The organism is Sphingomonas suaedae, assembly GCF_007833215.1.
Lineage (GTDB): Bacteria > Pseudomonadota > Alphaproteobacteria > Sphingomonadales > Sphingomonadaceae > Sphingomonas > Sphingomonas suaedae.
In genome coordinates this window covers 3,451,096-3,474,746 of the sequence record NZ_CP042239.1, presented here as the reverse complement: position 1 = coordinate 3,474,746, position 23,651 = coordinate 3,451,096, and the positions used below count along the sequence as shown (strand labels likewise).

27 protein-coding genes and 1 riboswitch are annotated in these 23,651 nt (G+C 65.7%); of the genes, 14 read left to right on the top strand and 13 right to left on the bottom strand.

Features of this window, described 5'->3' with window-relative positions:
- Positions 1–40: 40 nt before the first annotated feature.
- The 3 genes from FPZ54_RS16580 to FPZ54_RS16570 are packed head-to-tail and all read right to left on the bottom strand — an operon-like array spanning position 41 to position 4,136.
- Positions 41–1,720, bottom strand: a complete 1,680-nt coding sequence (locus FPZ54_RS16580) for a heparinase II/III family protein (RefSeq protein ID WP_145848935.1) — start codon at positions 1,718–1,720, stop codon at positions 41–43.
- The gene (locus tag FPZ54_RS16575) at positions 1,720–3,039 is read right to left on the bottom strand and encodes a glycosyltransferase family 4 protein (protein ID WP_222428322.1); all 1,320 of its coding nucleotides are present in this window, start codon (positions 3,037–3,039) and stop codon (positions 1,720–1,722) included. Before FPZ54_RS16575 ends, FPZ54_RS16580 begins: the two co-directional genes overlap by 1 nt.
- Before the next feature lie 20 nt (positions 3,040–3,059).
- Positions 3,060–4,136, bottom strand: coding sequence for a sugar transferase (locus tag FPZ54_RS16570; protein WP_186456804.1), 1,077 nt, complete (start codon positions 4,134–4,136; stop codon positions 3,060–3,062).
- A gap of 538 nt (positions 4,137–4,674) precedes the next feature.
- Here FPZ54_RS16570 and FPZ54_RS16565 point away from each other — a divergent pair.
- Entirely contained in the window at positions 4,675–5,031 is a 357-nt protein-coding gene (locus FPZ54_RS16565; protein WP_186456803.1) for a hypothetical protein, read from the top strand.
- A gap of 50 nt (positions 5,032–5,081) precedes the next feature.
- On the opposite strand, the gene FPZ54_RS16560 is transcribed toward FPZ54_RS16565, so the two are convergent.
- Together FPZ54_RS16560 and rpsU are read right to left on the bottom strand one after the other, a co-directional pair.
- Positions 5,082–5,705, bottom strand: coding sequence for an FKBP-type peptidyl-prolyl cis-trans isomerase (locus FPZ54_RS16560; protein ID WP_145848932.1), 624 nt, complete (start codon positions 5,703–5,705; stop codon positions 5,082–5,084).
- A gap of 100 nt (positions 5,706–5,805) precedes the next feature.
- Positions 5,806–6,012, bottom strand: a complete 207-nt coding sequence (gene rpsU, locus FPZ54_RS16555; protein ID WP_010162663.1) for a 30S ribosomal protein S21 — start codon at positions 6,010–6,012, stop codon at positions 5,806–5,808.
- A 234-nt stretch (positions 6,013–6,246) separates the two neighbouring features.
- Between rpsU and FPZ54_RS16550 the strand changes: the two genes are divergently transcribed.
- The 8 genes from FPZ54_RS16550 (at position 6,247) to FPZ54_RS16515 (ending at position 15,477) form a co-directional block, all read left to right on the top strand.
- Entirely contained in the window at positions 6,247–6,981 is a 735-nt protein-coding gene (locus FPZ54_RS16550) for a response regulator (protein WP_145848931.1), read from the top strand.
- Positions 6,981–8,246 (top strand): sensor histidine kinase, encoded by a 1,266-nt coding sequence (locus tag FPZ54_RS16545; protein WP_239019612.1) that lies wholly within the window; start codon positions 6,981–6,983, stop codon positions 8,244–8,246. Before FPZ54_RS16550 ends, FPZ54_RS16545 begins: the two co-directional genes overlap by 1 nt.
- Positions 8,247–8,337: 91 nt before the next feature.
- Entirely contained in the window at positions 8,338–9,234 is an 897-nt protein-coding gene (locus FPZ54_RS16540; protein WP_145848930.1) for an intradiol ring-cleavage dioxygenase, read from the top strand.
- A 66-nt stretch (positions 9,235–9,300) separates the two neighbouring features.
- Positions 9,301–10,782 carry a S41 family peptidase gene (locus FPZ54_RS16535; protein WP_239019611.1) on the top strand — a complete coding sequence of 494 codons (1,482 nt, stop codon included), beginning with the start codon at positions 9,301–9,303 and terminating at the stop codon, positions 10,780–10,782.
- Between the two features lie 27 nt (positions 10,783–10,809).
- On the top strand, positions 10,810–12,003 hold the full coding sequence (locus tag FPZ54_RS16530; RefSeq protein WP_145848929.1) for a nucleotidyltransferase domain-containing protein: 1,194 nt from the start codon (positions 10,810–10,812) through the stop codon (positions 12,001–12,003).
- Between the two features lie 46 nt (positions 12,004–12,049).
- Positions 12,050–13,336: an MFS transporter gene (locus FPZ54_RS16525; RefSeq protein ID WP_239019610.1), complete on the top strand. Its 1,287-nt coding sequence runs from the start codon at positions 12,050–12,052 to the stop codon at positions 13,334–13,336.
- A 35-nt stretch (positions 13,337–13,371) separates the two neighbouring features.
- Positions 13,372–15,126, top strand: coding sequence for a single-stranded-DNA-specific exonuclease RecJ (recJ, locus tag FPZ54_RS16520; RefSeq protein WP_145848928.1), 1,755 nt, complete (start codon positions 13,372–13,374; stop codon positions 15,124–15,126).
- 81 nt (positions 15,127–15,207) lie between these two features.
- Positions 15,208–15,477 carry a hypothetical protein gene (locus FPZ54_RS16515; RefSeq protein WP_145848927.1) on the top strand — a complete coding sequence of 90 codons (270 nt, stop codon included), beginning with the start codon at positions 15,208–15,210 and terminating at the stop codon, positions 15,475–15,477.
- On the opposite strand, the gene FPZ54_RS16510 is transcribed toward FPZ54_RS16515, so the two are convergent.
- The 4 genes from FPZ54_RS16510 to FPZ54_RS16495 form a co-directional block, all read right to left on the bottom strand.
- Positions 15,474–15,806 carry an antibiotic biosynthesis monooxygenase family protein gene (locus FPZ54_RS16510; RefSeq protein ID WP_145848926.1) on the bottom strand — a complete coding sequence of 111 codons (333 nt, stop codon included), beginning with the start codon at positions 15,804–15,806 and terminating at the stop codon, positions 15,474–15,476. The genes FPZ54_RS16515 and FPZ54_RS16510 overlap by 4 nt on opposite strands.
- Positions 15,807–15,867: 61 nt before the next feature.
- A complete protein-coding gene (locus tag FPZ54_RS16505) occupies positions 15,868–16,353 on the bottom strand; it encodes a DUF3833 domain-containing protein (protein ID WP_145848925.1) in 486 nt (161 codons plus the stop codon).
- 136 nt (positions 16,354–16,489) lie between these two features.
- A complete protein-coding gene (locus FPZ54_RS16500; RefSeq protein ID WP_145848924.1) occupies positions 16,490–17,125 on the bottom strand; it encodes a hypothetical protein in 636 nt (211 codons plus the stop codon).
- A gap of 220 nt (positions 17,126–17,345) precedes the next feature.
- Positions 17,346–17,654, bottom strand: coding sequence for a LysR family transcriptional regulator (locus FPZ54_RS16495; RefSeq protein ID WP_145848923.1), 309 nt, complete (start codon positions 17,652–17,654; stop codon positions 17,346–17,348).
- 155 nt (positions 17,655–17,809) lie between these two features.
- On the opposite strand from FPZ54_RS16495, the gene FPZ54_RS16490 reads away from it, so the two are divergent.
- From FPZ54_RS16490 to FPZ54_RS19965, 5 genes are all read left to right on the top strand, one after another.
- A complete protein-coding gene (locus FPZ54_RS16490; protein ID WP_338419526.1) occupies positions 17,810–18,079 on the top strand; it encodes a type II toxin-antitoxin system ParD family antitoxin in 270 nt (89 codons plus the stop codon).
- Positions 18,079–18,369, top strand: a complete 291-nt coding sequence (locus tag FPZ54_RS16485; RefSeq protein WP_145848921.1) for a type II toxin-antitoxin system RelE/ParE family toxin — start codon at positions 18,079–18,081, stop codon at positions 18,367–18,369. Before FPZ54_RS16490 ends, FPZ54_RS16485 begins: the two co-directional genes overlap by 1 nt.
- Before the next feature lie 106 nt (positions 18,370–18,475).
- Positions 18,476–18,730 carry a hypothetical protein gene (locus FPZ54_RS16480; RefSeq protein WP_145848920.1) on the top strand — a complete coding sequence of 85 codons (255 nt, stop codon included), beginning with the start codon at positions 18,476–18,478 and terminating at the stop codon, positions 18,728–18,730.
- Complete coding sequence (locus FPZ54_RS16475; RefSeq protein ID WP_145848919.1) at positions 18,714–19,139, top strand: aspartyl protease family protein; 426 nt, start codon at positions 18,714–18,716, stop codon at positions 19,137–19,139. Before FPZ54_RS16480 ends, FPZ54_RS16475 begins: the two co-directional genes overlap by 17 nt.
- A gap of 383 nt (positions 19,140–19,522) precedes the next feature.
- Positions 19,523–19,690: a hypothetical protein gene (locus tag FPZ54_RS19965; RefSeq protein ID WP_186456802.1), complete on the top strand. Its 168-nt coding sequence runs from the start codon at positions 19,523–19,525 to the stop codon at positions 19,688–19,690.
- 97 nt (positions 19,691–19,787) lie between these two features.
- Here the strand turns inward: FPZ54_RS19965 and FPZ54_RS16470 are convergent, their stop codons facing one another.
- The 4 genes from FPZ54_RS16470 to FPZ54_RS16455 form a co-directional block, all read right to left on the bottom strand.
- Positions 19,788–20,348 carry a DUF2199 domain-containing protein gene (locus tag FPZ54_RS16470; RefSeq protein WP_145848918.1) on the bottom strand — a complete coding sequence of 187 codons (561 nt, stop codon included), beginning with the start codon at positions 20,346–20,348 and terminating at the stop codon, positions 19,788–19,790.
- A 31-nt stretch (positions 20,349–20,379) separates the two neighbouring features.
- Positions 20,380–22,275: a phosphomethylpyrimidine synthase ThiC gene (thiC, locus tag FPZ54_RS16465; RefSeq protein WP_145848917.1), complete on the bottom strand. Its 1,896-nt coding sequence runs from the start codon at positions 22,273–22,275 to the stop codon at positions 20,380–20,382.
- 36 nt (positions 22,276–22,311) lie between these two features.
- A riboswitch (TPP riboswitch) is annotated at positions 22,312–22,420 on the bottom strand.
- Positions 22,421–22,426: 6 nt separating this feature from the next.
- Positions 22,427–22,675 (bottom strand): hypothetical protein, encoded by a 249-nt coding sequence (locus FPZ54_RS16460; RefSeq protein WP_222428321.1) that lies wholly within the window; start codon positions 22,673–22,675, stop codon positions 22,427–22,429.
- 68 nt (positions 22,676–22,743) lie between these two features.
- On the bottom strand, positions 22,744–23,595 hold the full coding sequence (locus FPZ54_RS16455) for a MipA/OmpV family protein (protein ID WP_145848915.1): 852 nt from the start codon (positions 23,593–23,595) through the stop codon (positions 22,744–22,746).
- Between the last annotated feature and the right edge of the window lie 56 nt (positions 23,596–23,651).

Here is a 23,651-nt window from a genome sequence, read left to right as displayed (position 1 = left end):
GCTCCTACCGTCGAATTACGCGGCTTCCAAGAAGCGACGATCATCTCGCTTTACTCCGGTCGGAAAGAATTTCGATTGTCGTCACGAGTTGTTGCCGCCCCTCAGTCAGACGGAAACGGAGCCGACTCGTCGACCCTTCCACCCCCATGTCCGGCCAGTGAACGGCGGGCTCGATTTCCACCGGCGCGTCCGCGCGTACGATCGCGCGCGCGTCGCCTACGGCGAGGAGGACTCCGTCGGAACCCGGTGACGCGACCACGTTCGGGTGAAGCAGCAAGGTCGCCGATGCGGCGGTTCGGGCGCCGTCGCCACCCAGCGTATCGGTGATCGTGATCCGCCGATGATCGGTCCGGATCTCGCGCTCTACCCTTATCCCATATCCGTCATGCGCCGAGCGGATCATCAACATGCCGTCGGCTTCGCCCGGCAAAGCCTCACCCTCGACGGCCGGACGCCTGCCGCACCGGAACGCCCCGAAAAATTCCGCCTGATCGCGGCCCGCAATATGGAGCACATTGTGGTTCGCCGCAGACCGGGATCGGTCACGCAGTTCGCCGACGACATATTGGAACACGCCCTGATCGACGATCATCCGGTGGCCCGCGACGCTCAGTTCGAAACTGCCGATATCGCCATGCGAATGCGCGGGCAGTTCGTCCGGGCCAATCCTGCCCGCATCGCCAATCAGATAATAATCCGGCGAACGCACGCCGAAATATCCTGCGTCGGGAAACCTGATGATTGATCGTGGCAACGGCACGACTCCGCCAGCTGTAGCGAACGCCGTAAGACAGTCCGCAGGGGCAAGTGCCATCGTCAGGCCCGCGTCGTTGAACAATGCGGGGCCGCCGTCCGGGTGCGTCAGATCCACCACCGCCTGAGCCATCCGGTCCAGCGCATCGATGAGCACCGCTGGTGCGGCATTCCCGAGGGCCACGCGCGTATCGATCAGGTCGGCGAACACCTGCGCGTGATAGGAGGGCGAGCGCTCATAATGGACCCCGTCCCCCAGAATCTGCACTGGCAATTCGCGCCGCAGCATCGCGATCGCCAGCGAACGCCACTCCTTCGCCACATCGGACACGAAAAAAGCGCTCGCCCAGGCAAGCGCCTTGATATTCTTGATGAGGTGGTTGCCGCCAATATCGGTTTCGAGATTGCGGACCAGAAAGCCGGTCTGGCTGGCGAGCGACCGCGCGGCCAGCGCCAGAAAGTCGGGATCGAGGCGATCGCGGCGGCGGGCAATCTCCTGCATCCAGACGACGATCCGGATCGACAGCGTATAGGAATTCCAGCTGTCGGCCCAATAGCCGGGCTTCAGCCGGACATGCGCCGCGATCCAGTCCCGGATCACCGCCTGAAACAGCTCGTCCGGCAGGGCGGGAAGATACTCCATATAATGGAGGTTCATCATCCAGAGCTGCCGGGCGGGGTCGCCGGAGAACCGGTTCCATTCGACCGGCAGTGCAAATTCCTGACGCTCGTTCAGAAACGTCAGCGCGATGCTGCCGCCTGGCGTCGTCTCCGCCTCCCCCTTCGGGACACAGGGACTATGCGGGAGCGGGTCCGCCAGCGGAGCGCCCACCTGCGCGAGCATGTCGCCCGTCACCAGCCCCAAATCCAGGCCGCGATCGACAAGTCGCCGCTTGGCAACCAGCCACGCACGGCGAAACAGCCGACGCGGCGGGACATGCCGCACGAAAGCAAGCCGCCGGTCCATCAGCGTGCGTCCAGCAGCCCGCGCATCGTGTTCAGATAGCCATGGGCGAGCTTCTGGCGATCGAAATGCTCCACGACATAGGCGTTGGCATCGGCGGCAATCCGGCCGCGCAGATCGGCATCATCCGCGAGACGGACCACCGCATCGGCAAGCTGCTCCGCATCTTCCGGAACGATGGCGATTCCCGCCCTGGCGTCCTGCATCAGCGCCTTCGCCTCGCCCTCCACGCCCAGAATCATCGGAACGCCGAGTGCCATCGCCTCGAACATCTTGGAGGGCAGCACGCTCTTGAACGTATCGAGCCGACGCAACAGCACCATCGCCGCGTCGCTCGCACTCCAGATCACCGGCATGGTCGTTTTGGGCTGTTGTTCCAGCATGACGACATTATCGAGTCCGCGGGCCGCCCGCGCCTTGGCCAGCCGCTCGCGCTCCGCACCGCCGCCCACCATGAGGAAGACGATGTCGGGCCTGGCGCGGAGGCGTTCGGCGGCGTCGAGCACGGCATCCAGACCGTGCGCCATGCCATGCGTGCCGACATAGGAAGCGACGAACTTGCCGGTCAGTCCGTGGACGTCCCGAAAGGCCGCAACCTCAGCGGGGTCGGCATGGCGATAGAGCGAAAGGTCGACGCCGTTCTTGACGACGCTGATCGGCCCGTCAGGACGACGCGCGCGAATATGCCCGACGAAGCTGTCGGTTACCGGCACCACCAGATCGGCCCGGCGATAGGCGAATGCCTCGATCGCTTCGAGTGCCCGAATCGCGAGGCCGCGGCGCATCGCGCCGACGGCGATAATGCTTTCCGGCCACAAGTCCCGAATTTCGAGAACCCACGGCCGCCGCTTCCGACGGAGCAGCCAGCCAGCCAGCCCGCAGAAGAATTGCGGCGAACTCGACAACACGATGTCGGACGACGGGAGGCGCCACAGCTGCAACGCCACCGAGACCAGGTACGAGACATAATTGGCGATGCGAGGCAGGAACCCCTCATTTGCAGCAATCCATGTCCAGACACGGATAACCTCGACTCCGTCCATCACCTCGCGCTGGAACAGCCGGTTACGATATCCCGGATACAGCTTGCCCTGCGGATGATTGGGCGCACAGGTTACCACAGTGACGCGATGCCCTGCCCGGACCCAGGCGCGGGCGTTTTCGGACAGGCGCGACGCCGGGGCGTTGACCTCAGGCGGGTAATAGTGCGTGAGCACGAGGAGACGCAGCGGTCGCTCCCCCGCCCCCTGCGTGCTGACCGACGCCGGTTGCGGCTCGACGACTGCTGAATCCATCGCAGGCGCGCGCGATCGATCGCTCATATCGGCCGACCCTGTATGCATCAGCGCCAGCCATGGCCGAGCAGCACGATGCCGACGGTGCGCAGCGCGATCACGATGTCGAGCCAGGCCGAGAAATTCTTGATGTAATAGAAGTCGTAATGAAGCTTGCGGTGCACATCTTCCAGCTCGGCGACATGGCCCTGGTTGATCTGCGCCCAACCGGTAAGGCCCGGGCGCACGATGTGCCGATAAGTGTAGAACGGCAATTCGGTCTCATACCATTGCGACAAGGAGATCGCTTCGGGCCGCGGACCGATGAAGCTCATCTCGCCCTTCAGCACGTTGAACACCTGGGGAATTTCGTCGAGCCGGGTGCGGCGAAGAAATTTGCCCACCCGGGTGATGCGGTCGTCATCGGCCTGGGTCATGGCGTCGCGCCGCTTCGCGTCCTCATGCTCGACGACTTCTCGCTCGACCATTGTGCGGAACTTGTACATCACGAACTTGCGTCCGCGATATCCCATGCGGGTCTGGCGAAAAATCGCGGGACCGGGCGAATCGAGCCGGATGATGACCCCGATCACCAGCATGGCCAGGGCGACGATCGGGATCGTCACCAATGCCAGCAGAATGTCGGAAATCCGCTTGACGCCGCGATAGGCATGGTTCGGCAACAGCGAGCCGAAGCTGTTCTCCGAGAGATGATGAATCTGGAGGCGGCCGGTCAGCGATTCACGCAGCTGTTTCACATGATAGACCGCGTGGCCGCCGATCGCGGCTTCGGCCAGCATCCGCTCCCAGGCCGGTTCATGGTCCCAATCGAGATCGGCAACGATCACGGCATGTTTGACCGGAGGCACTACCGGTTCCTGCAGATCCACCCATTCATAGCGCCGCGACACATGTTTGAGGTCGGCCGTTCCACCCGGAACGAGATAGAAGCGCCCGCCCCCGCGACGATCGATGAACAGCGCGACGACGAAGGTGAACAACAACGTCGCCCCGAACCCGATCAGCAGCATCGAATTGCTATAGGCAAAACGCCCCATCAGCAGCGCAATCGCGGCAAGCCCATAAGTAATTGAATAGACTGGTAGAATATAGGCGAATGCGCCAGTCCCAGGATAGGCGGACATGCGGCGCTGAATCAACAGACCGACAATTGCGGCGGACAAGGAGGCAATCACGCTGTTGCGTGCGATTTGATCGTTCAGGCCAAGGGAAAAACCGTTAGCCGCGAATGGAAGTGCGCCGGCGAGCAGCACCAGGCTCATAAACTGAAAGCGAAAGGACTGCGTGACGCGCATCCGTTCGTTCGGTCGATTTCGAGCCATCAGCATGCGTTACGGAGCCCCCGTCTCCAAGCCCCCTGCAGGGCCATTAGTTCGCAACTTTGGCAATCCGAGAGTGCCAAGGTCCCACACGACTCGTCATTGCCTCACTCGTCCCGATTTGTTTCATCGCCGAGGCAGTGCGGCGTATCGAGTGCAAATGCAGCATATGCCCTACACTTCAAGCATCTGCCGGGCAATCAAGAGCTTACCTGAATCGCGCCGCTTGTCCGATTTTTGGATCGACGCACCCGACAACGCAAATGACGAATTCGGTCGAGGTAGCCGGGCGAATGATTTGCCGATAGGACATCGTTATGACAGCGCGAGGACGAGAATCCCAATGAAGTGCGCCTTGATCGCGTTCACCCTGGTGACGGCTCTCACCGCAGCCCCTACCCAGGCCCAGACGAATTTCCGTTTTTGCAGTGCGGTGAGCACCTCGTCGCGCGGCGGCGGCCTGATCGTCACCGCGCCCTTCGAATCGCGCGAGCGCGACGTTGCGGCAGTGCGCCGGTCCTTCATCGCGTTTTTGCGCTACGGCATCGCACCTTATGGCAACAGCTGGGTTTTCGACGAAATGAGCACGACCTGCGTCACCCTCCCCACCCGTGGAGAGGCGGAACGCCAACGTGCCTATCTGATCGGACGATCGACGGGCGAAGGCCGCAACGTCTATCCGGTTGCGTTCACAGGCTGAAGGCGCGGCAAATCAGCGCGTCTCCCGAGCTGATTTCGGCCAGCGAAGCGTCAGCGGCCCTCGTCCGGGGGCGGGGTCGCACCGCCGGGGGCTCCGGGCGCTCCCGGTACGCCGCCCATCTGCTGCTGCATCATCTGCATATAGACGCTCTGCGGCAGGAATTCGAGCAGCTCGACCTCGAAGATCAATAGCGAATCGGCGGGGATCACCTCGCGGCCGCTCTGGTCGCGGCGCGCCTCGCTGCCATAGCCGAGCTCCGGCTTGATCCACAGCCGGTACTTGCCGCCCTTCTTCATCAGCTTCAGCCCTTCGGTGAAGCCGGGGATCATGCCCGCAACAGGCAGCGGGGTCGGCTGCTGGCTGGCGTCGAACGTCTCGCCGTTGCGCAGCGTACCCTTGTAATTGACCAGCGCGACATCGGCGTCGGTCGGGCTGGCACCGGTCCCTTCGGTGATCGTCTCGATCTGAAGGCCCGACGCGGTCTCGGTTACGCCTGCCTTGTCCTTATTCCAGGACAGGAAGGTCGCATTGTCGGCGCGCTCGGCCACAATCGTGCCGGTGCCGACCCATGCCAGCGCGGCCCCCGCGGCGATCGCGGCGACGATGCCGATCCACAGCCAGACGAGATAGCTGCGCTTGGTCGGCGCAATCGGCACGGCGGTGACGGTCGACATGGATCAGCTATCCCGGGCTGGCCGGCCGACGGCGCGGCGGAAAGTCACAAAAGTCGCACCGATTCGCGCGGACGACCCCCGCGAATCGGCGAATCAGGCCTTAACGGGCGCCGTCGCGCTCCATGCGCTTGCGCTCCAGCTTGCGCGCGCGGCGGACCGCTGCGGCGCGCTCGCGAGCGCGCTTTTCGCTGGGCTTTTCATAGTGACGGCGCAGCTTCATCTCACGATAAACGCCTTCACGCTGCAGCTTCTTCTTGAGCGCCCGCAGCGCCTGGTCGACGTTATTGTCGCGAACGATGATTTGCATAAAGCCGTCTCAACTCCAGATTCTTATTCAATAGGACAGGGATCGCCGAAGCCACCTGCCCCGGGCGTTGGGACGCGCCCCTAGCAGTGGAGGCACCAAAAGACAAGCTGAGGCCGTACAGATTCGACGCTCCGCGCGACGCACCTGTTGCACCTGCGCCACAGCGCGCGCGCATTACACCGGATTGCAGCCGTGAAACGCGGCGGATACGCTGGACGCCCACCCCCCGCGGACATGCAGACGGCCACCCATTTGGACCTGGAAACCCGCCTCTTGATCGTCGATGACGACCCCGGAATCCGCGAGCTGATGGCCGCGTTCCTGGTCGGGCACGGCTATGTCGTCGATCTGGCGGAGGGCGGCGCGGCGATGCGCGCCGCGCTCGACCAGCATCGCTATGATCTCGTCGTGCTGGATGTGATGATGCCGGGGGAGGATGGACTGACGCTATTGCGCGCGCTCGATCCGGCCACGGCGCCGCCGATTATCCTGCACTCGGCAATCGGCGAGGATGTCGATCGCATCGTCGGACTGGAAATGGGCGCCGACGATTATCTGCCCAAACCCGCCAATCCGCGCGAACTGCTCGCCCGAATCCGTTCGGTGCTGCGCCGCGCACGCGGGGGACCCACAGGGGTTGCCGCGCCAGACCGCCAGATGTTGCGCTTTGGCGGCTGGCGGCTCGATCCGGTCGGGCGCCAGCTCCACGATCCCGACGACGTCGTCATCAACCTTTCCGACGGCGAATTCCGCCTGCTGCTCGCGCTGGCTGAGCATCCCCGGCGCGTGCTGACGCGCGATCAGCTGCTCGATCTGTCGCGCGGGGTGAATGCCGAACATTTCGACCGCGCGATCGACGTGCAGATGAGTCGGCTGCGCAAGAAGCTCGCCCGCCCCGGCGAGGAGGATATGATCCGCACGATCCGCAACGAGGGCTATCTGTTCAACGCCGAAGTCGTGCGGCGCTGATGATATCGGGCAAGCGCCTGTCGATCGCGGCGCCGATCTTTCTGCTGATGATCCTCTCGGTGATCGTCGCGACGCTGGTGATGTTCGTCGTCACCTTTCGCGGGCCGCCGCCGCAGAGCGGACCGGTATCGGTGGCTCAGATCGCGCGGGCGCTGCGCGGAGGACCGCTGCCGGAGAGCGGGCTTCCGCTGGAGCTGCGCCAACAGCGCGAAGCCCCGCTGAACCTGCCCCGCAACCATGAGGTCCCCGCCGGTCGCGCGGCGCTCGCCAAGGCCATGAAGGTTCCCGAATCGCGCGTCCGCCTATGGGCGATGAAATCGCAGCGCAGGGCGGACGAACTCCACGGCCCCTTTGTCGCCACCTATCGGACGGCAGACGGCTGGCGCATCGTGCGGACGCCCTCCCCCGCCCTGTTTACCCGCTGGCACAAGGCGACGCTGGTCGCGATGGCCGCTGCGGTGCTGGTGCTGGGCGGACTGGGATGGGCGCTTGCCGGAGCGATCTCGCGGCCGATCCGCAGACTGGGCGAGGCCGCAGCGCGTAGCCGCCTCGGGATGCCGGTCGACATTCCACGCGGCGGCCCGCGCGAAGTGGATGCGCTCGCCGTCTCGCTTGCGGCGATGCAGGACCGCCTGGCGGAGGGGGTCGAAGGGCGGACGGCGATGCTGGCCGCGATCGCCCATGATCTGGGCACACCGCTCGCGCGGATCGCCTTTTGGGTCGAGCAGTTGCCCGATCCAGCGCGCGAGCGGGCCTCCGCCGATATCGACGAAATGCGCGCAATGCTTCAGGCGGCGCTCCGCTTCGCGCGCGACGAGCGGATCGGCGAGGCACGGGTCAAGGTCGAGATCGGCAGCCTGGTGGAGGCGCTGGCGGAGGACATGGCGGCGACCGGTGCGCCGGTCGAGACCGCAGGCGGCCCGCGCGCCGTGGTACGCGGCGACCCCGCCGCGCTGCGGCGGATGCTGACCAACCTGGTCGAGAACGCCGTCCGCTATGGCAATGGCGCCACGATCGGCTGGACCATCGAAGCTGGGTCGGTCGAACTGCACATCGATGATTCGGGTCCGGGTTTCGACCCGGCAAAGGCAGCCAGCCTGTTCACGCCCTTTGTCCGCGGCGACCCGTCGCGCAACCGCGCGACCGGGGGTACCGGCCTGGGCCTCGCCATCGCCCGTTCGATCGCGCAGGCACATGGCGGCGAGATCGCCTTGGGCAATCACCCGGGCGGCGGGCGCGTGACGATCCGGCTTCCGCAGGATTGAAACGCGCGGAAACGTGCCCGCAACCCATCGTCATATATCCGCGACGCTGAGTCGTCAGAGCCATGGGACCCAACGATCCGGAGTCCCGAGAATGAACGAAGCACGGCACGATCATGACCTGGGCCTAGGTCATGACCTGCGTCTAATATCGATGCTGGCCAGTCGTCGTCGCGCGCTGCGCTGGTTCGCCGGAGCCGGGAGCACTGCGCTGATCGGCGCGTGCGACAGCGCGGGATCGGCCGTATCGGGCAGCGGTACCGTAAGCACGCCAACGCCGACGCCCTCCAGCTCGGCCACTGCGACACCGACGCCGACCCCCACCGGATCGGGCAGTTGCGTCGCCGACCCGAGCGAGACCAACGGCCCCTATCCCGCCGACGGCACCAACAGTTCGAGCGGCCCGACTTCGAATGTGCTGACCACGACCGGCGTGGTGCGCAGCGACATTCGATCGAGCTTCGTCGGATCCACCGCCGTTGCAGAGGGGGCTGCGATGACGCTCACGCTGACGGTGGTCAACGTCAACGCCGCCTGCGCGCCGCTGGCGGGCTATGCGATCTATATCTGGCATTGCGACGCGGCGGGGCGCTATTCACTCTACGACGTACCCGCTGAAAGTTGGCTTCGCGGCGTCGGCGTGACCGACGCCAATGGCCAGGTGACATTCACCACCATCTTTCCCGGCTGCTATTCGGGCCGCTACCCGCACATTCATTTCGAGGTGTTTTCCAGCCTCGCCAGCGCGACGAGCGGCAATTATGCGCGATTGATCGGCCAGCTCGCCATGCCCGCAGCGGAATGCTCGACAATCTATAACGGCGCGTCCGCCTATGCGACGAGCGTATCCAGCTACGCACGGACCAGCGTCGCGAGCGACGGCATTTTCGGCGACAACAGCGCCGCGCAGATCGCCCAACAGACTCCGGTGATGGGCGGAAGCATCGCGGCAGGATACACCGCCTCGGCAACGATCGGGCTGGCCCTCTAACACGCTGTAAATATTTCATAGTTTACGGATGACGGGCGCGCGTGCATGGGATAGGCTTACCCCGCCATGTCCAAATTCGCCCCCACGTCGCGCCGCCTGACGGCGATGGTCGCCACCCTTGCCCTGCTGTCCGCCTGCGGTGGCGGCAGTGGATCGATCAGTTCGGGCGGGGGCGGGACCGGGTCGGCGCCAACCCCCACGCCATCGGGCACCTGTTCGCTCAACGCGCGCCAGACCTGGGCGGCGAGCGTCCTCAACGAATGGTATCTGTTCCCCGAGACGCTTCCCGCCAGCCTTAGTCCGACACCCTATGCGAGCGTTCAAGACTATATCGACGCGCTCACCGCCACTGCGCGGTCGCAGAGCAAGGACCGGTACTTCACCTACATCACCTCGATCGCGGAGGAGAATGCCTATTATTCCTCCGGATCCAGCGCCGGGTTCGGCATCCGCCTCGCCCTCGATTCGGCGGGTCGGCTGTTCATCAGCGAAGCGTTTGAAGGCGCGCCCGCACTGGCGGCGGGGATCGACCGCGGGACCGAGATCCTGGCGATCGGTACCAGTACGTCGACGCTGCGCGATGTCAGCGACATCGTTGCCACCGAAGGATCGGCCGGAATCAACGCCGCGCTGGGCGAGAGCACCGTCGGATTGAGCCGGGCGCTGCGCTTCCGCAGTACCGGGGGCACGGTCAGTACCGTGACCATCGCCAAGGCGGAATATGAGCTGACCCCCGTTTCGTCGCGCTACGGCGCCAAGGTCATCGACGATGGCGGGCGCAAGGTGGGCTATGTCAACCTGCGGACCTTCATCAACCCGGCCGAATCGCCGCTCCGAAGCGCCTTTGCCGATTTCCGGGCGCAGGGGATCACTGAGGTCATCATCGACCTGCGCTACAATGGCGGCGGGCTGGTTTCGATCGCCGAACTGGTCAACAACCTGCTCGCGCGCGACAAGACGGGGTCGCAGGTCGCGAATTATACGACGTTCCGCTCCAGCAAGTCGTCGAACAACGAAACCACCTATTTCGCTGCCCAGTCCCAGTCGATCGCTCCAACGCGCATCGCGTTCATCGGCACCGGCGGCAGCGCATCGGCGAGCGAGCTGGTGATGAACACCTTCATCCCCTATCTCGGCAACCGCTCCGCGCTGATCGGCACCAACACCTATGGCAAGCCGGTGGGGCAGATCGCGATCGACCGGGCGGCCTGCGACGACCGGCTCCGCGTCGTCGCCTTCGCGACCGAGAACAGCGCGCATCAGGGCGCCTATTATACCGGACTCGCCGATTTTATGGGCGCAACCTGTCAGGCGGCCGATGACATCAGTCGACCGATGGGAGATCCGGCCGAGGCATCGACCCGCGCGGCGCTCGATTTTCTCGCCGGTAGGGCCTGCACCCCGATCAGCGCGGTTGCCGGATCGGCCGCGAGCGCCAATGGCCCGGGGCCGCAAAATGAACGGGTAGCGATTAGCCGCGACCGCCTGGAGCTGGTACGGCCGGAACGACCGACCACGCCCCAGCGCGAGGTGCCGGGTCTGTACTGACCGCCCGAAAGACCGGTAAGGGGTCGCATGGCCGCCGACATCGACAGAACAATGGTCCGCGAATTGAGCGGAGCGACTCGCTTTGTCATCGCTGCGTGCCGCCCCCCCGGTGACGAGAGTCGCGGCGCGGCGCTGGACGCCGCCGCAGTGGCGTTGAGCGATTGGAACGCGGTGCTGGCGGGCGGCAGATATCATCGCGTCATGCCCATGCTGGTCGATGCGTTGCAGCGCGTCGATGCGCCCCGTCCGATCCGGGCGCGCGTCGCGAACGAGGCGCGCATATCGGCGATCCGGACGATGAGTCAGGCGGCGCAGGCAATCCGGATCGGCGCCGCATTCGAAGCCGCCGGAATCGACTGGCTGACGTTCAAGGGGCCGACGCTGGCCGTGCTTGCCTATGGCGACATCGCCGCGAAATCGGCGCGCGACCTGGACCTGCTGGTGCCCCCCGAACGCATCGAAACATGCTGCGCGATCCTGCGCGACCTTGGCTATGCCCCCGCCGATGCAACGGCCGGGTCTGATCCCGCATTGTGGGACCGCCTGTTCAAGGACAGCGCGTGGCGCCACACGCGCGACGGGACGCTGGCGGAACTGCACACGCGCCTGTTCGACACGCCCGATCTGTTGCCCGGCATCGGACTTGAATCGCCGCGCGAGGTGGTGCCGATCAGCCCCGGCGCCGCGCTGCCGACGCTCGCCCGGCCGGAACTGATCGTCTATCTTGCCGTCCATGGCGCGCGCACCAGCTGGCACCGTCTGAAATGGCTTGCCGATCTGGCGGCGCTGGTCGCGCGAACGGAGGCAGAGATCATCGATGCCGCGCGGGCGCGCGGGGCAGCGGCAGGGGTGCAGGATATCGTCGAGAGCGCGCTGCTGCTGATCGAAGGGCTGTTCGCGACACCGGCCCCTTCCCGAAACGGCACGCACAGCATCACCGGACGCAGTCGGCGGCTTGTGGGGCGGGCGCTGCGCGAATTGAAGCGCGCAGAGCAAGCGGCGACGAAGGGTGCGACGGCGGCGCCAGGCTTTGTCCAGCGCTTCGATTCCTTTCGGGTTTCATCAAGCCTGCGATATCGGATCGGCGAACTGCAACGCTGGCTCTCCGATCCCGCCGCGCGCGCCAACGACGCACGTTCGCCGTTGTGGCGCTGGGCCAGCCCGATCCTTGTGCTTGGTGACTTCTGCCTGCGTCGGATCGGGCTGCGCGCCCGCCGCTGACGCCGCCGATTGCCAAGCCGCGCCGCACCACCCTATAGCTTGGCGCGTGACGCGCGACGCTCCCCCCGCAGGCCGCCTGAAATCGATCCTGGGGGGATCGGCGGGCAATCTGGTCGAATGGTATGACTGGTATGCCTATGCCGCCTTCAGCTTCTATCTCGCGCCGCACTTCTTTCCCAAGGGGGACCCGGTTGCACAGACGCTGAATGTCTGGGCGATCTTTGCCGTCGGCTTCTTCATGCGGCCGATCGGCGCGTGGCTGATGGGCATCTATGGCGACCGGCGCGGGCGCAAGGCGGGGCTTACGCTGTCGGTAACGCTGATGTGCGGCGGATCGATGCTGATCGCGGTAACGCCAGGCTATGACGCGATCGGCGCCTGGGCGACCGTGGCGCTGGTGGTCGCGCGGCTGATGCAGGGGCTGTCGGTCGGCGGCGAATATGGCGCCAGTGCCACCTACCTGTCCGAAATGGCGGGCAAGCAGCGGCGCGGCTTTTTCTCCAGCTTTCAATATGTGACGCTGATCTCGGGCCATCTGATCGCGCTCGCGGTTCTGCTGCTGTTGCAATCGACGATGAGCGAGACGGCGCTTGGCGAATGGGGCTGGCGGATCCCCTTCTTCATCGGTGGCGCGCTGGCGATCGGGGTGTTCTGGCTGCGCCGCAACCTGCCCGAAACGCAGAGCTTCGCGAACCGCGAGACTGGCGCCGAGCACCGCTCGAGCTTCGGTGCGCTGTTCCTGCGCCACCCGCGCGAGGCGGCGCTGGTGATGCTGCTGACCGCCGGGGGTACGCTCGCTTTCTATGCCTATTCGGTCTATCTGCTGACTTTCCTGAGCGCGACCGGCGCATTCACCAAGCCGGTTTCGACCCAGATCAGCGCGGCGGCGCTGTTCGTCTTCATGTGTATTCAGCCGCTCGCTGGGGCGCTGTCCGACCGGATCGGGCGCAAGCCGCTGATGATCGGCTTCGGCGTGCTGGGCGTGATCTTCACCTGGCCGATTTTCACAGCGCTCGAAATCGTACAGAGTCCCCTTTCCGCCTTTCTCCTCATGACCGGTGCGCTGGTGATTGTCACCGGCTACACCTCGATCAATGCGGTGGTGAAGGCCGAGATGTTTCCCGCGCATATCCGAACGCTCGGCGTTGCCCTCCCCTACGCGCTGGCCAACGCGATCTTTGGCGGGACGGCGCCCTATGTCGCGCTGTGGTTCAAGGACGCGGGGATGGAGCGCGGCTTCTACTGGTATGTCACGGCGATGATCGGGATTTCGCTGATCACGTACCTCCGGATGCGCGACACGCGGGTGCACAGCAAGATATTGGAGGATTGATTCCCCTGCCCTGCGATCCGCGCTAAGGCGCGTCGATGACTCCCGTGCTCAACGTTCACAGCTCGATCCTTGGCCAGGCGTGGCGCTGGCGGGGACTGGCGGCGGATGCGCGCGACCCCGGCTTCGCGCCCGACGATCTGGTGACGCAATTGCTGCTGACCCGCGGCTGCCCGCGCGAGGAACTGGAGGCGCATCGCAGCCCCAGCATCCGCGCCTTCATGCCCGATCCGTCGATCTTCCGCGACATGGACAGGGCGGCCGAGCGCCTGGCCGACGCCGTCCAGCGCGGCGAGGCGGTGACGGTGTTCGGCGATTATGACGTCGATGGCGCGACGTCGGCGGCACTGCTGGTCCGCCTGCTGCGCGACCTGGGCCTCGTGCCGCGCGCCTATATCCCCGACCGGCTGATGGAGGGATATGGCCCATCGGGCGAGGCGCTGGTGCGGCTGAAGCGTGAGGGCGCCGACCTGATCGTCACCGTTGATTGCGGCGCGATGGCCTATGACGCGCTGGCCGATGCGAAGGCGGTCGGTGCGGAGGTGATCGTGGTCGATCACCATAAATGCGCGTCCGAGCTTCCGGTCGCGCTGGCGCTGGTGAACCCCAACCGGCTCGACGAGGATGAGGGGCGACTGCACGGGCATCTCGCCGCGGTGGGCGTTGCCTGGCTGCTCGGCGCGGCGCTGGTCCGCGTGCTGCGTGGGCGGGGCTATTTCGCCGGGCGGGCGGAGCCGCGGCTGCTCGACCTGCTCGATCTGGTCGCGCTCGGCACGGTCGCCGATGTCGCGCAGCTCAAGGGACTCAATCGGGCGTTCGTGGCGCAGGGGCTGAAGGTGATGGGCCAGCGGCGCAACATCGGGATGAACGCGCTGATCGAGGCGAGCCGGTTGACCCGGGCGCCGACATGCAGCGACCTGGGCTTTGCGCTGGGGCCGCGGATCAATGCGGGCGGGCGGGTCGGAAAGTCGGACCTGGGGGTGCGGCTGCTGACCACTGAGGATGCGGATGAGGCGCGGGCGATCGCGGAGGAGCTCAACCGCCTCAACGAGGAGCGCCGGGCGATCGAGGCGGAGGTGCAGCAATCCGCCGAGACGATGGACTGCGACGGCGCGGTCGCGGTGCTCGCGGCGCGGGGCTGGCACCCCGGGGTGATCGGCATCGTCGCGGGCAGACTGAAGGAAAAGCTGGGTCGTCCGGCGATCGTGGTCGCGGTGGGCGAGGACGGGATCGGCAAGGGATCGGGCCGGTCGATCGCGGGCGTCGACCTGGGCGCGGCGATCATCGCCGCCAAGGAGGCGGGGCTGCTGATCGCAGGGGGCGGCCATGCCATGGCGGCGGGGGTTACCGTCGCCGAGGAGCAGATCCCGGCGTTCGTCGCCTTTCTCGACGCCAAGCTGGCCGAGGCGGTGGAGCGGGCGTCGGGCGAGCGCGCGCTGCTGCTCGACGCGGTGCTGGCGCCAGGGGGGGTCAATCCCGACCTGGTCAACGCGATGGAGGCGGGCGGCCCTTATGGCATGGGCTGGCCGGCGCCGCGGGTTGCCGCAGGGCCGGTGCGGATGATCAAGTGCGACGTGGTCGGCAATGGCCATGTCCGCGCGATCGTTGCGGGGGATGACGGGCGCAGTATCAAGGCGATGGCGTTCCGCGCCGCCGATACGCCGCTGGGCCTTGCCCTGCTGGGGGCGCCGCGGGACCGGAAATTATGGATCGCGGGGCGGGCCAAGATCGACGATTGGGGGCCGCGTCCGGCGGCGGAACTCCATCTCGACGATGCCGCCTGGGCGGAATAGCACCAACTCCATTCGACGCAGCCGATGGAACCCCCGCCCCCTCCCGGCGATTGATGGCGCCACCAACAGGAGGATTTTGCCATGAGAACCCATTTCAAAGCCGCGCTGGCCGGTGCCGGACTGTTCGCGCTTGCCGCTTGCGGCGGCGATGCGGACGACCGGGCGGCGGAGAATGTCGAGGCCGCCGCCGAGGCGCGGGCCGACAATCTTGAGGACCAGGCCGATATGGCGCCCAACGAGACGATGGAAGACGCGCTGGAGCAACAGGCGGACAATGTCGAGGATGCGGGCGAGGCCAAGGCCGAGGCGATCGACGACGCGGACGATGCGCGGATGGAGAATAGCCGCTAAGCCGCCCCCGCTTCCGACCGGCGATCGAGCAGATCGTCGGTCACTTCCATGAGCAGCAGCGGATCCGACGCGGCTTCGGCGATGGCATCGACGAAGGCGGCGCGGGTTTCCGGCTCGTCATACACCATCTTTGCGTCGAACGCGGCCTGCCATGTCGCGCGATCGGGCCATTCGGCGACGCCGATGAAGCGGCCCTGATCGTCGCGGTGCAGCCGCGAGCCGAGGCTGCCATAGCGTTCGCGGATCAGCGCGGTCCCGCGGCGCCAGGCGGCACGGAACTGGTCTTCCTTGCCGGGATGCACCCTCCACCAATAGGCCGCTACGAACATCTTCGCGTCCTCCTCATGCGCGCGGCGTCTGGCCGTGGGATGGGCGCGAGACGCGGCGCGGTCAGTCCAGCTTGTGGACCGTCTGCTGCATCGTCGCGACGGTCATGCCCATCCGTTTCGCCTTGAGCCGGATGGTCGCGGTGCGGCCGTCGCCATGCGCGGTGAAGGACTGGTCGATCGCGAACCCGTCCTTGTCGACATAGCGCATACGGAACACGTCGCCGTTGCGCTCCGCCGAGATCGGGCCGCGCGCGGTGCTGACGGTGCCGGTATAGCGGTTCCCCGCCCCCGCGCGCATGTGCCAGCGATGCCGCTCGGTCCGCTCGCCCTCCCGCTCGACCACCTGATCGAAGATGATCGACCCGTCGGGCTGGATCGCGCCATGCCCACGGAAGCGGACGTCATGCGCCTTGCGCAGCACGATCTTGAGCTTGCCGACGCCCTCGGTGCGCCCTTCGAAGAAGCGGATCGGATCGAATTGCTGAACCGGGGCGGGCGCGGGCGCGTAGAAGGCGGAGATGGCGGCCAGGACACTGAAATAAAGCATTGCGACAAAACGCCTTTCGTCCGGGAGCCGGGCCGGGAAGGCTATCAGCCGCGGCAAAGGGTGTCACCCGCTTAAATCGGCCGACGATGGGACGGTGGACGGGGCGGGGCGCACGCCCCCAGCGTAAGTCGCCCACTTACGCGCAGCCCTCGACATAGCCCAGCACCGGCATGGTGCCGACATGCATCATCGTCACCTTGCCGTCGCGGCCGATCTCGAAACGCAGCGCGGGGTCGCCGCTGTCGGCATTGGGGGCGGTGAGATATTTGGCGGGCGCCTCGACATATTTGTGCGGGGTCGAACGGAAGCCGCCGAACGCGGCCATGACCTGTTTCTCGGTCGCGCCGACGCCGATCCCCTCGATCAGCTTGACGTCCGAGCTCTTGCCCACGGTGATGCGGCGCACGGCATTGTCCTGAACGATGGCATAGACGCCGGGATAGTCGGGCGAGGAGACGGTGCGGCAATCGCTGCCCGGAATCTGCGCGCCGCGCTGGGCAAAGCCGCTGGCGGCGGTGACCGGCTGACCGATGCGGAGCGGACCGAGGCCGTCGAGGGTCAGCGTCTTTGCGTCCGCAGGCGCGGGCGGGGCGGGCTCGGGCGCCATGGCCGGGCCCTCGGTCGGGGCGGGGTTCGGGGTTGGCGTCGCGCCCGCACCCCGTTCGATCATCGTGTCGTTGGCGACATCGAGCGTGTTGTCGGAGTCGGGCGCCGCGGGCGAGCAGGCGGCGAGGACGAGGGTGAGCGCCGTGGCGGGGAGGATGGCTTTCATGGGGAGGGCAACGGGATCGTGTGTGGATGGTTCCGAGCGGGTGCCGTCCGACGAAGCTGACGCGAATGGGCATGGTTGCGGGCGAAGCGACGGGTTCGCGACCGGGAAACGCCTGTGAGGCGACGGTGACGCGACACCGGCGCGACAGGTGGGCGACACCAGCGCGACGGGTGCGCGACGGGCTGACAACGCATCGTGACGCTGAGGCGACCGGAAGGCGTCACGGGCGCGACACCGGCGCGACGGGTTCCGGACGGTTCGCGTCAGGGGCGGGTTTGCGCGGCGCCAGCGGATCGGGCGCGAAGGGATCGGCGAGCCGCGCGGCGTGCAGCCTGAGCGCGCGGCTCCACGCATGGTCGAAGGGCGTCCCGGCGAGACGATGGCGCAGCGCATGCGCGCTGGAGCGCGACATGCCGGCGGCACGCGCGGCGCGGGCGATGCTGCCGGTTTCGACGAGCGCGGCGAGGAAGACGCGTTGTTTGGCGGGGGTCCATTGCGCGCGGACGGGCGGTGGGGTGTGCTGGGTCATCCGACAGGATGAAGCGGATTGCGCGCGTGTAGGACAGGGGGGGCGGGGGTTGTTGGAAGGTTTGTGGGTGGGGTGTGGCGTGGGGGCATCCGTCAGGGCACGCGCCGCTGCTTGGCAAGATTAGCGCAAATCCCTATACTGGTCGTATGGCGCAGATGAACATCTCGATCCCGGAAACGCTCAAAGGATGGGCGGAATCGCGCGTGGCCGAGGGGCGGTACAGCAGCACCAGCGACTATGTCCGCGACCTGATCCGCCGCGACGAGGAGCGTGAGACGGCCAAGGCGCGCGAGATCGCCCGGCTGCGCGCGGCGTGGGACGAAGGGCTGGCGAGCGGTCCGGCGGTCGATGCGCCGGACGACTGGGCCGATCGCGTGATCGCACGCGGCGAGGCACGGCGGCGGGGCGGGCCGGACGCCGCCTGATGCGCGTTGCGATCCTGCCCAGCGCGGATCGCGACCTCGATGCCATTTACGACTGGATCGTGGAGGACGACGCCGAGGCGGCGGCGCGGCATGTTCGGCGGCTGACGGCGGCAGCGCTGAGCCTGCGCGACTTTCCGATGCGCGGGATGGCGCGGCCGGAGATTGGCGCTGGGGCGCGGAGTTTGGTCGTGGGGCGGTATCTTGTGCTGTATCGCGTGAGCAGCGCACGGGTGGAGATTGTGCGCTTTGTGCACGGGGCGCGGGATATTGACGGGTTGTGGGCGGATTAGCTTGCCGCTCTCGTCGCGGTGCCCCTAGACGTCAGGCGCGCCGTTCCGACTTGACGAATGACTCGCGAACGATTCTATCTACGCGACAAGGCAGCGGAGGCATTTAATGGCCCATGATCAACAGCGCGCCGAAGTCGATCGCAATTACGATGCGTTTACGCGCTCGCTCGGCGGTATTCTGGCTGCGCATCGCGACCAGTTCGCGCTGATGCGCAGTGGCGGCATCGTCGCCTATTTCGACAAGCCGGGGGACGCCTATCGCGAGGGCGTGTCGCGCTATCCCGACATGATCTTCTCGATCCAGGAAGTGACCGACGAGCCGATCGACCTCGGCTTCTGGTCGCATGTCGCGCACGATTGAATGGCGGCACGACGGAAGCCGCCTAGTCGTCCCCGTTATCGTCTATCCGCCACTGACGGGAACGCGGTTTGAGGGCGTTGCAGGCAGTGCGCTGATCGACACCGGGTCGACGACGACGGGTGTGACCGCAAAGATCGGGCAGAAACTCGGGTTACAGAGCGTCGGCAAGCGTCTGATTTCGACCGTGGGCGGCGAGAAGCACATCGACCGCTACATCTTCCGGATCGGCCTTGACGGTCGCGCCGCCGACCATGACCCGCCGACCTTTCCCTATATTTTCGAAGACGTCGTGGGGTTCGAGTTGCTCGACAGTTTCAGCTTCGACGTGCTGCTGGGGATGGACATCCTGCGGCAGTGCGAGTTGCTGATCGCGCCGGGGAACCGGTGTCGGTTGACGTTTGGGGGATAGGTGGTGCCGTTGTGGTTCGGAGGGTATTCCAGTCCGAGCGGCTGGTAGCAGAAGGATCGGGCGCTGCAGGCGAAGCAGTGTCGGCACTGTGATTGGTTTCCCCTTTGTTCACCCGAACAAATCGGATACGCTTGTCTCCCGACCGACTCGCTCGGATCGATAACGTGATAGGAGGCGCCTATTCGACAGTGGTAGCTAAAGCTTTCGCCGAACGAAGGTACGCGACTGACTAACGGATGCAGCTTAAGGCAAGGCCCAAGTACGGGAACGCAGGGCGAGACGACAATCGCTTGAAACCAGAACGGAAACCTCTTCATCAACAATCCTATTACGCGCAGTCTAAGATCGGACGTGCTTGGCCCATCTCTGTAAGGAGTAGGCCCATGGAAAAGTTTCAGTGGTTCGCTCACATGGACAGTCGCTGGATGTGGCGTTGGTATTTAGCCAACAGTCACGGAAAGCCGATTGCTATGTCGAAGGATTGCTTCTTCTCTCGTGAAGAAGCGATGCAGAACGATGAAACTGCCCGGATGGCCGTGATCGGCCTCTAGGGCAATCTAACCGAAAGCGAGTCGGTTGGGGACAGGCGGCATCTCGATGCCGCCTGTTTCTTTTGAGTTCGAATTCTGCTGGTGCGTGCACCGCAAATCACGCGGTCGGAGCATGACCATAAAACCGCAGTATCTCCGTCAACTGTTCGACACTGATCCCCTGCTCCTGATCGATTGCCAGGCCGTGGTCCGGGTTTGCAACACGTAACGTGGGGCGCTGGCGGTCTGGCTGGGGGTAGACGTAGACACCCTCGGGGTCGGTGCCGATATAGGTTCCAAGCTGGTTACACAGCCAGCCGGTCCACGGACCGCAGTTAGCGAAATCGGCGTTGTCGAAGCCGTCGAGATATTTCTCAAAATTGTCGCGCGATAGCGTGGACCAGCAGCCGAAGCCGAACTTCTCCGCCTGTCCGTGAACCGGAATTTCCAGCACGGCGCGGACGAAGAAATAACGGCTGTCCATCACGCAAAAGTCTTCCGACAGGAAATCGCCGTCCAACCGCACGGCGCTGTTCGGTTCCTGTATTCGCTCATGCGGCCACGGGTCCGGCGCGAGGGCTGCGAGGTCCATCATTCCCTGATGGACCTCGCCGCAACCTGCACACGTCCAGTTTCCTGCGAATGGATTTGCGGGCTTTGCGCGGCGGAACCAGCTCATGCGTCAAGCTAGTCCGACACGCTTCGCGGGATCAATCGTGCTCGCGCCCGCCTGATCCCAAATACAACTCGCGTCCCATTTCCTCATACACCCGGCTCATCTCTTCCATGCCCTTGAGCGCGGCGGCCTTGCTTGCCGCCGCCGTCTCCGCACCCGTCGGGCCGGTGGCGATGAAGCCTTCGACGCCCTGGTTCTGCTTGCTCGCGAAGTCGCGGACCTCTTGCGAAATCTGCATCGAGCAGAATTTGGGGCCGCACATCGAGCAGAAATGCGCGGTCTTGGCGCCTTCTGCGGGCAAGGTCTGGTCGTGATATTCCTCGGCGGTGTCGGGATCGAGCGACAAGTTGAACTGGTCGCGCCAGCGGAATTCGAAGCGGGCCTTTGACAAAGCGTTGTCGCGCATCTGGGCGGCAGGGTGGCCCTTGGCGAGGTCGGCGGCGTGGGCGGCGAGCTTGTAGGTGACGACGCCGACCTTGACGTCGTCGCGGTCGGGGAGGCCGAGATGCTCCTTGGGCGTGACGTAACAGAGCATCGCGGTGCCGTACCAGCCGATCATCGCGGCGCCGATGCCGCTGGTGATATGGTCGTATCCCGGCGCGATATCGGTGGTGAGCGGCCCGAGCGTGTAGAAGGGCGCTTCGCCGCACACCTCAAGCTGCTTGTCCATATTCTCCTTGATCTTGTGCATCGGCACATGGCCGGGGCCTTCGATCATCACCTGCACGTCCTGCTTCCACGCGCGGTGGGTGAGTTCGCCGAGCGTGTAGAGTTCGGCGAACTGCGCCTCGTCATTGGCGTCGGCGATGCTGCCGGGGCGCAGGCCGTCGCCGAGGCTGTAGGCGATATCGTACGCCTTCATGATCTCGGTAATCTCGTCGAACTTCTCGTACAGGAAGCTCTCGCGGTGATGGGCGAGGCACCATTTGGCCATGATGCTGCCGCCGCGGCTGACGATGCCGGTGACGCGCTTTGCCGCCATCGGGATATAGGCGAGGCGGACGCCGGCGTGGATGGTGAAATAGTCGACGCCCTGTTCGGCCTGTTCGATCAGCGTGTCGCGGAAGATTTCCCAGGTCAGTTCTTCGGCGACGCCGCCGACCTTTTCGAGCGCCTGATAGATCGGGACGGTGCCGATCGGGACGGGGCTGTTGCGCAGGATCCATTCGCGGGTGTCGTGGATGTTGCGGCCGGTGGAGAGGTCCATCACCGTGTCGGCGCCCCAGCGGATCGACCACACCATCTTGTCGACTTCGGCGGCGACGTCGCTGGCGACCGCGCTGTTGCCGATATTGGCGTTGATCTTGACCAGGAAGTTGCGGCCGATCGCCATCGGTTCGGATTCGGGGTGGTTGATGTTGTTGGGGATGATCGCGCGGCCGCGGGCGATCTCGTCGCGCACGAATTCGGGGGTGACGTAATCGGGGATGCTGGCGCCGAAGGACTCGCCGTCACGGGGATATTCGCGCAGGCGCTCGCGGCCGAGATTTTCACGGGTGGCGACATATTCCATCTCGGGGGTGATGATGCCGCGGCGGGCATAGTGCATCTGGCTGACATTGGCGCCGGGCTTGGCGCGCAGGACGGTCTTGCGGACGTTGGGGAAGGGCTGCACGCCGCCGCTGCGGTCGGGGCCGAGCTGGCCATTGTCTTCGGGGCGGACTTCGCGCTGGGGGACTTCCTCGACATCGCCGCGGGCGCGGATCCAGTCGCGGCGCAGTTCGGGCAGGCCGGCCATGATGTCGATGCGCGCCTGGCTGTCGGTATAGGGGCCGCTGGTGTCATAGACGCGCAGCGGCGGCTCCCCCGAACTGGGCTCGAGATGGATTTCGCGCATCGCGACCATGAGCGGGCCGACATGGATTTTCTGCGAGCCGCGGATCGGGCCGGTGGTGACCTTGAGTTCAGGATGCAGGGGATTATCGGCCATGTCGTCACGTCTCCAATCACGGGAGAGGACGGACTTTGGATAAAGCCGCTCCCTCCCTACGCCGGTGTCAACCGGATCAGGTTCAGCGGGTCGGTGGCTCGTGCCACCCTCTCAAGCGCCGGTCAGCGCTCCCCCGGGGATGGGGGCGGTTCTACGCGTCCGTCGCATCGCTGTCGAGGGCGGCGTACCAGTCGGCATAGGGGGTGTTCTTCGCAAGATGGCGGTTCCAGTCGGGAGCGCCGTCGTCCCACCACACCGGGCCACGCTCGCCGAGCGCGTGCTTCGCCGCATCGACGCGGGCGCGCGCGCCGGCTTCGCGGGCACGGACGGCGCGGCGGGCGGCCATCAGGTCGCGCACCAGCGCCTCCCGCTCCGCCTCGGCCAGCGCCGGGTTGCTCATCCGCCACAGCCGGCCGCGTACCACGAAGTAGCGGCCGTCCGGGGTGACTGGCCAGGGATTGGCGGATGTCAGAAGGTCAGCGCCAGTCCTGCGCCGCCGGTCCATTGGTGACGCGAGCCGGCGATGCTGACGAGCGGCGAATCCGCGAAATCGCCGACCAGCTTCTTGTAGGTGCCGCCGACGATCAGCGCGAGACCCTTGGTCAGGTCGCCGGTGATCGCATGGGTGACGAAGCCGCCGACCGTGATGTCCTTTTGCCCGCCCTCCGGCCGGAACACGGGAAGGCCGCTCGCGACGCTGCCCGCCGGGGTCACGCCGAAATAGGTGCGGGCATAGCGATCCTCGACGATCTCGGCCGAGGCGAACACCGATACCAGCGCCTTCGTGCTGAGCGGGGTGGTATAGTTGACCGAGGGGGTGAAAATGCCGCTCTTGTGGATTTTGGTCACGTCGTGACGGTAGGACAGGCTGGCCGACAGCGTGTCATAGTCGTGAAGAATGCCGGTCTTGGCGATGCCGATATAGCCGCCGACCTCGACCGCCGTGTCGATTTCTCCCAATGCCGCGACGCGGGGATCGTCGATCGCATCGCGATTGGTGCGGTTGAGGTTGATGACGGCGACGGGGCCGAGCTGGAAGTTCCAGTCCTTACCGGCGACCTCGGGAATCACGTCGAGGCTGGCGCGGTTGCCGAGTATGGTGAAGCTCATCCCCGCGACGGTGCCGTTGGCGGCGGGGATCGGGGTCCAGCGATTGTCGTCCGACCCCTCATAATCGGGAATCCAGGCACCACCGACCGCGACGGTGAGGCGCGCTGAGGCCTCTTCCGCAACCGCGGCCTGCTCGGCTGCGGGTTCGTCCTGCGCGAAGGCGGGAGTGGCGAAAGCGGCGGTGGCGAGGCAGGCGAGGACGATACGCATAGGGTTTTATCCTGAAACTGTTTCAGCTGCGCAACGCTGCAACGCACAAATGGATG

Excerpts from the sequence above, each read along its gene's own strand:
- FPZ54_RS16510 (WP_145848926.1), bottom strand. The coding sequence starts at position 15,806 with ATGTTCGTAGCGGCCTATTGGTGGAGGGTGCATCCCGGCAAGGAAGAC.
- rpsU (WP_010162663.1), bottom strand. The coding sequence starts at position 6,012 with ATGCAAATCATCGTTCGCGACAATAACGTCGACCAGGCGCTGCGGGCG.
- FPZ54_RS16550 (WP_145848931.1), top strand. The coding sequence starts at position 6,247 with ATGCAGACGGCCACCCATTTGGACCTGGAAACCCGCCTCTTGATCGTC.
- FPZ54_RS16455 (WP_145848915.1), bottom strand. The coding sequence starts at position 23,595 with ATGCGTATCGTCCTCGCCTGCCTCGCCACCGCCGCTTTCGCCACTCCC.
- FPZ54_RS16495 (WP_145848923.1), bottom strand. The coding sequence starts at position 17,654 with ATGACCCAGCACACCCCACCGCCCGTCCGCGCGCAATGGACCCCCGCC.
- recJ (WP_145848928.1), top strand. The coding sequence starts at position 13,372 with ATGACTCCCGTGCTCAACGTTCACAGCTCGATCCTTGGCCAGGCGTGG.
- FPZ54_RS16560 (WP_145848932.1), bottom strand. The coding sequence starts at position 5,705 with ATGTCGACCGTCACCGCCGTGCCGATTGCGCCGACCAAGCGCAGCTAT.
- FPZ54_RS16485 (WP_145848921.1), top strand. The coding sequence starts at position 18,079 with ATGCGCGTTGCGATCCTGCCCAGCGCGGATCGCGACCTCGATGCCATT.
- FPZ54_RS16530 (WP_145848929.1), top strand. The coding sequence starts at position 10,810 with ATGGCCGCCGACATCGACAGAACAATGGTCCGCGAATTGAGCGGAGCG.
- thiC (WP_145848917.1), bottom strand. The coding sequence starts at position 22,275 with ATGGCCGATAATCCCCTGCATCCTGAACTCAAGGTCACCACCGGCCCG.
- FPZ54_RS19965 (WP_186456802.1), top strand. The coding sequence starts at position 19,523 with ATGGAAAAGTTTCAGTGGTTCGCTCACATGGACAGTCGCTGGATGTGG.
- FPZ54_RS16580 (WP_145848935.1), bottom strand. The coding sequence starts at position 1,720 with ATGGACCGGCGGCTTGCTTTCGTGCGGCATGTCCCGCCGCGTCGGCTG.
- FPZ54_RS16470 (WP_145848918.1), bottom strand. The coding sequence starts at position 20,348 with ATGAGCTGGTTCCGCCGCGCAAAGCCCGCAAATCCATTCGCAGGAAAC.
- FPZ54_RS16570 (WP_186456804.1), bottom strand. The coding sequence starts at position 4,136 with ATGTCCGCCTATCCTGGGACTGGCGCATTCGCCTATATTCTACCAGTC.
- FPZ54_RS16575 (WP_222428322.1), bottom strand. The coding sequence starts at position 3,039 with ATGAGCGATCGATCGCGCGCGCCTGCGATGGATTCAGCAGTCGTCGAG.
- FPZ54_RS16480 (WP_145848920.1), top strand. The coding sequence starts at position 18,476 with ATGGCCCATGATCAACAGCGCGCCGAAGTCGATCGCAATTACGATGCG.
- FPZ54_RS16505 (WP_145848925.1), bottom strand. The coding sequence starts at position 16,353 with ATGCTTTATTTCAGTGTCCTGGCCGCCATCTCCGCCTTCTACGCGCCC.
- FPZ54_RS16545 (WP_239019612.1), top strand. The coding sequence starts at position 6,981 with ATGATATCGGGCAAGCGCCTGTCGATCGCGGCGCCGATCTTTCTGCTG.
- FPZ54_RS16535 (WP_239019611.1), top strand. The coding sequence starts at position 9,301 with ATGTCCAAATTCGCCCCCACGTCGCGCCGCCTGACGGCGATGGTCGCC.
- FPZ54_RS16460 (WP_222428321.1), bottom strand. The coding sequence starts at position 22,675 with ATGAGCAACCCGGCGCTGGCCGAGGCGGAGCGGGAGGCGCTGGTGCGC.
- FPZ54_RS16565 (WP_186456803.1), top strand. The coding sequence starts at position 4,675 with ATGAAGTGCGCCTTGATCGCGTTCACCCTGGTGACGGCTCTCACCGCA.
- FPZ54_RS16490 (WP_338419526.1), top strand. The coding sequence starts at position 17,810 with ATGAACATCTCGATCCCGGAAACGCTCAAAGGATGGGCGGAATCGCGC.
- FPZ54_RS16540 (WP_145848930.1), top strand. The coding sequence starts at position 8,338 with ATGAACGAAGCACGGCACGATCATGACCTGGGCCTAGGTCATGACCTG.
- FPZ54_RS16515 (WP_145848927.1), top strand. The coding sequence starts at position 15,208 with ATGAGAACCCATTTCAAAGCCGCGCTGGCCGGTGCCGGACTGTTCGCG.
- FPZ54_RS16475 (WP_145848919.1), top strand. The coding sequence starts at position 18,714 with ATGTCGCGCACGATTGAATGGCGGCACGACGGAAGCCGCCTAGTCGTC.
- FPZ54_RS16500 (WP_145848924.1), bottom strand. The coding sequence starts at position 17,125 with ATGAAAGCCATCCTCCCCGCCACGGCGCTCACCCTCGTCCTCGCCGCC.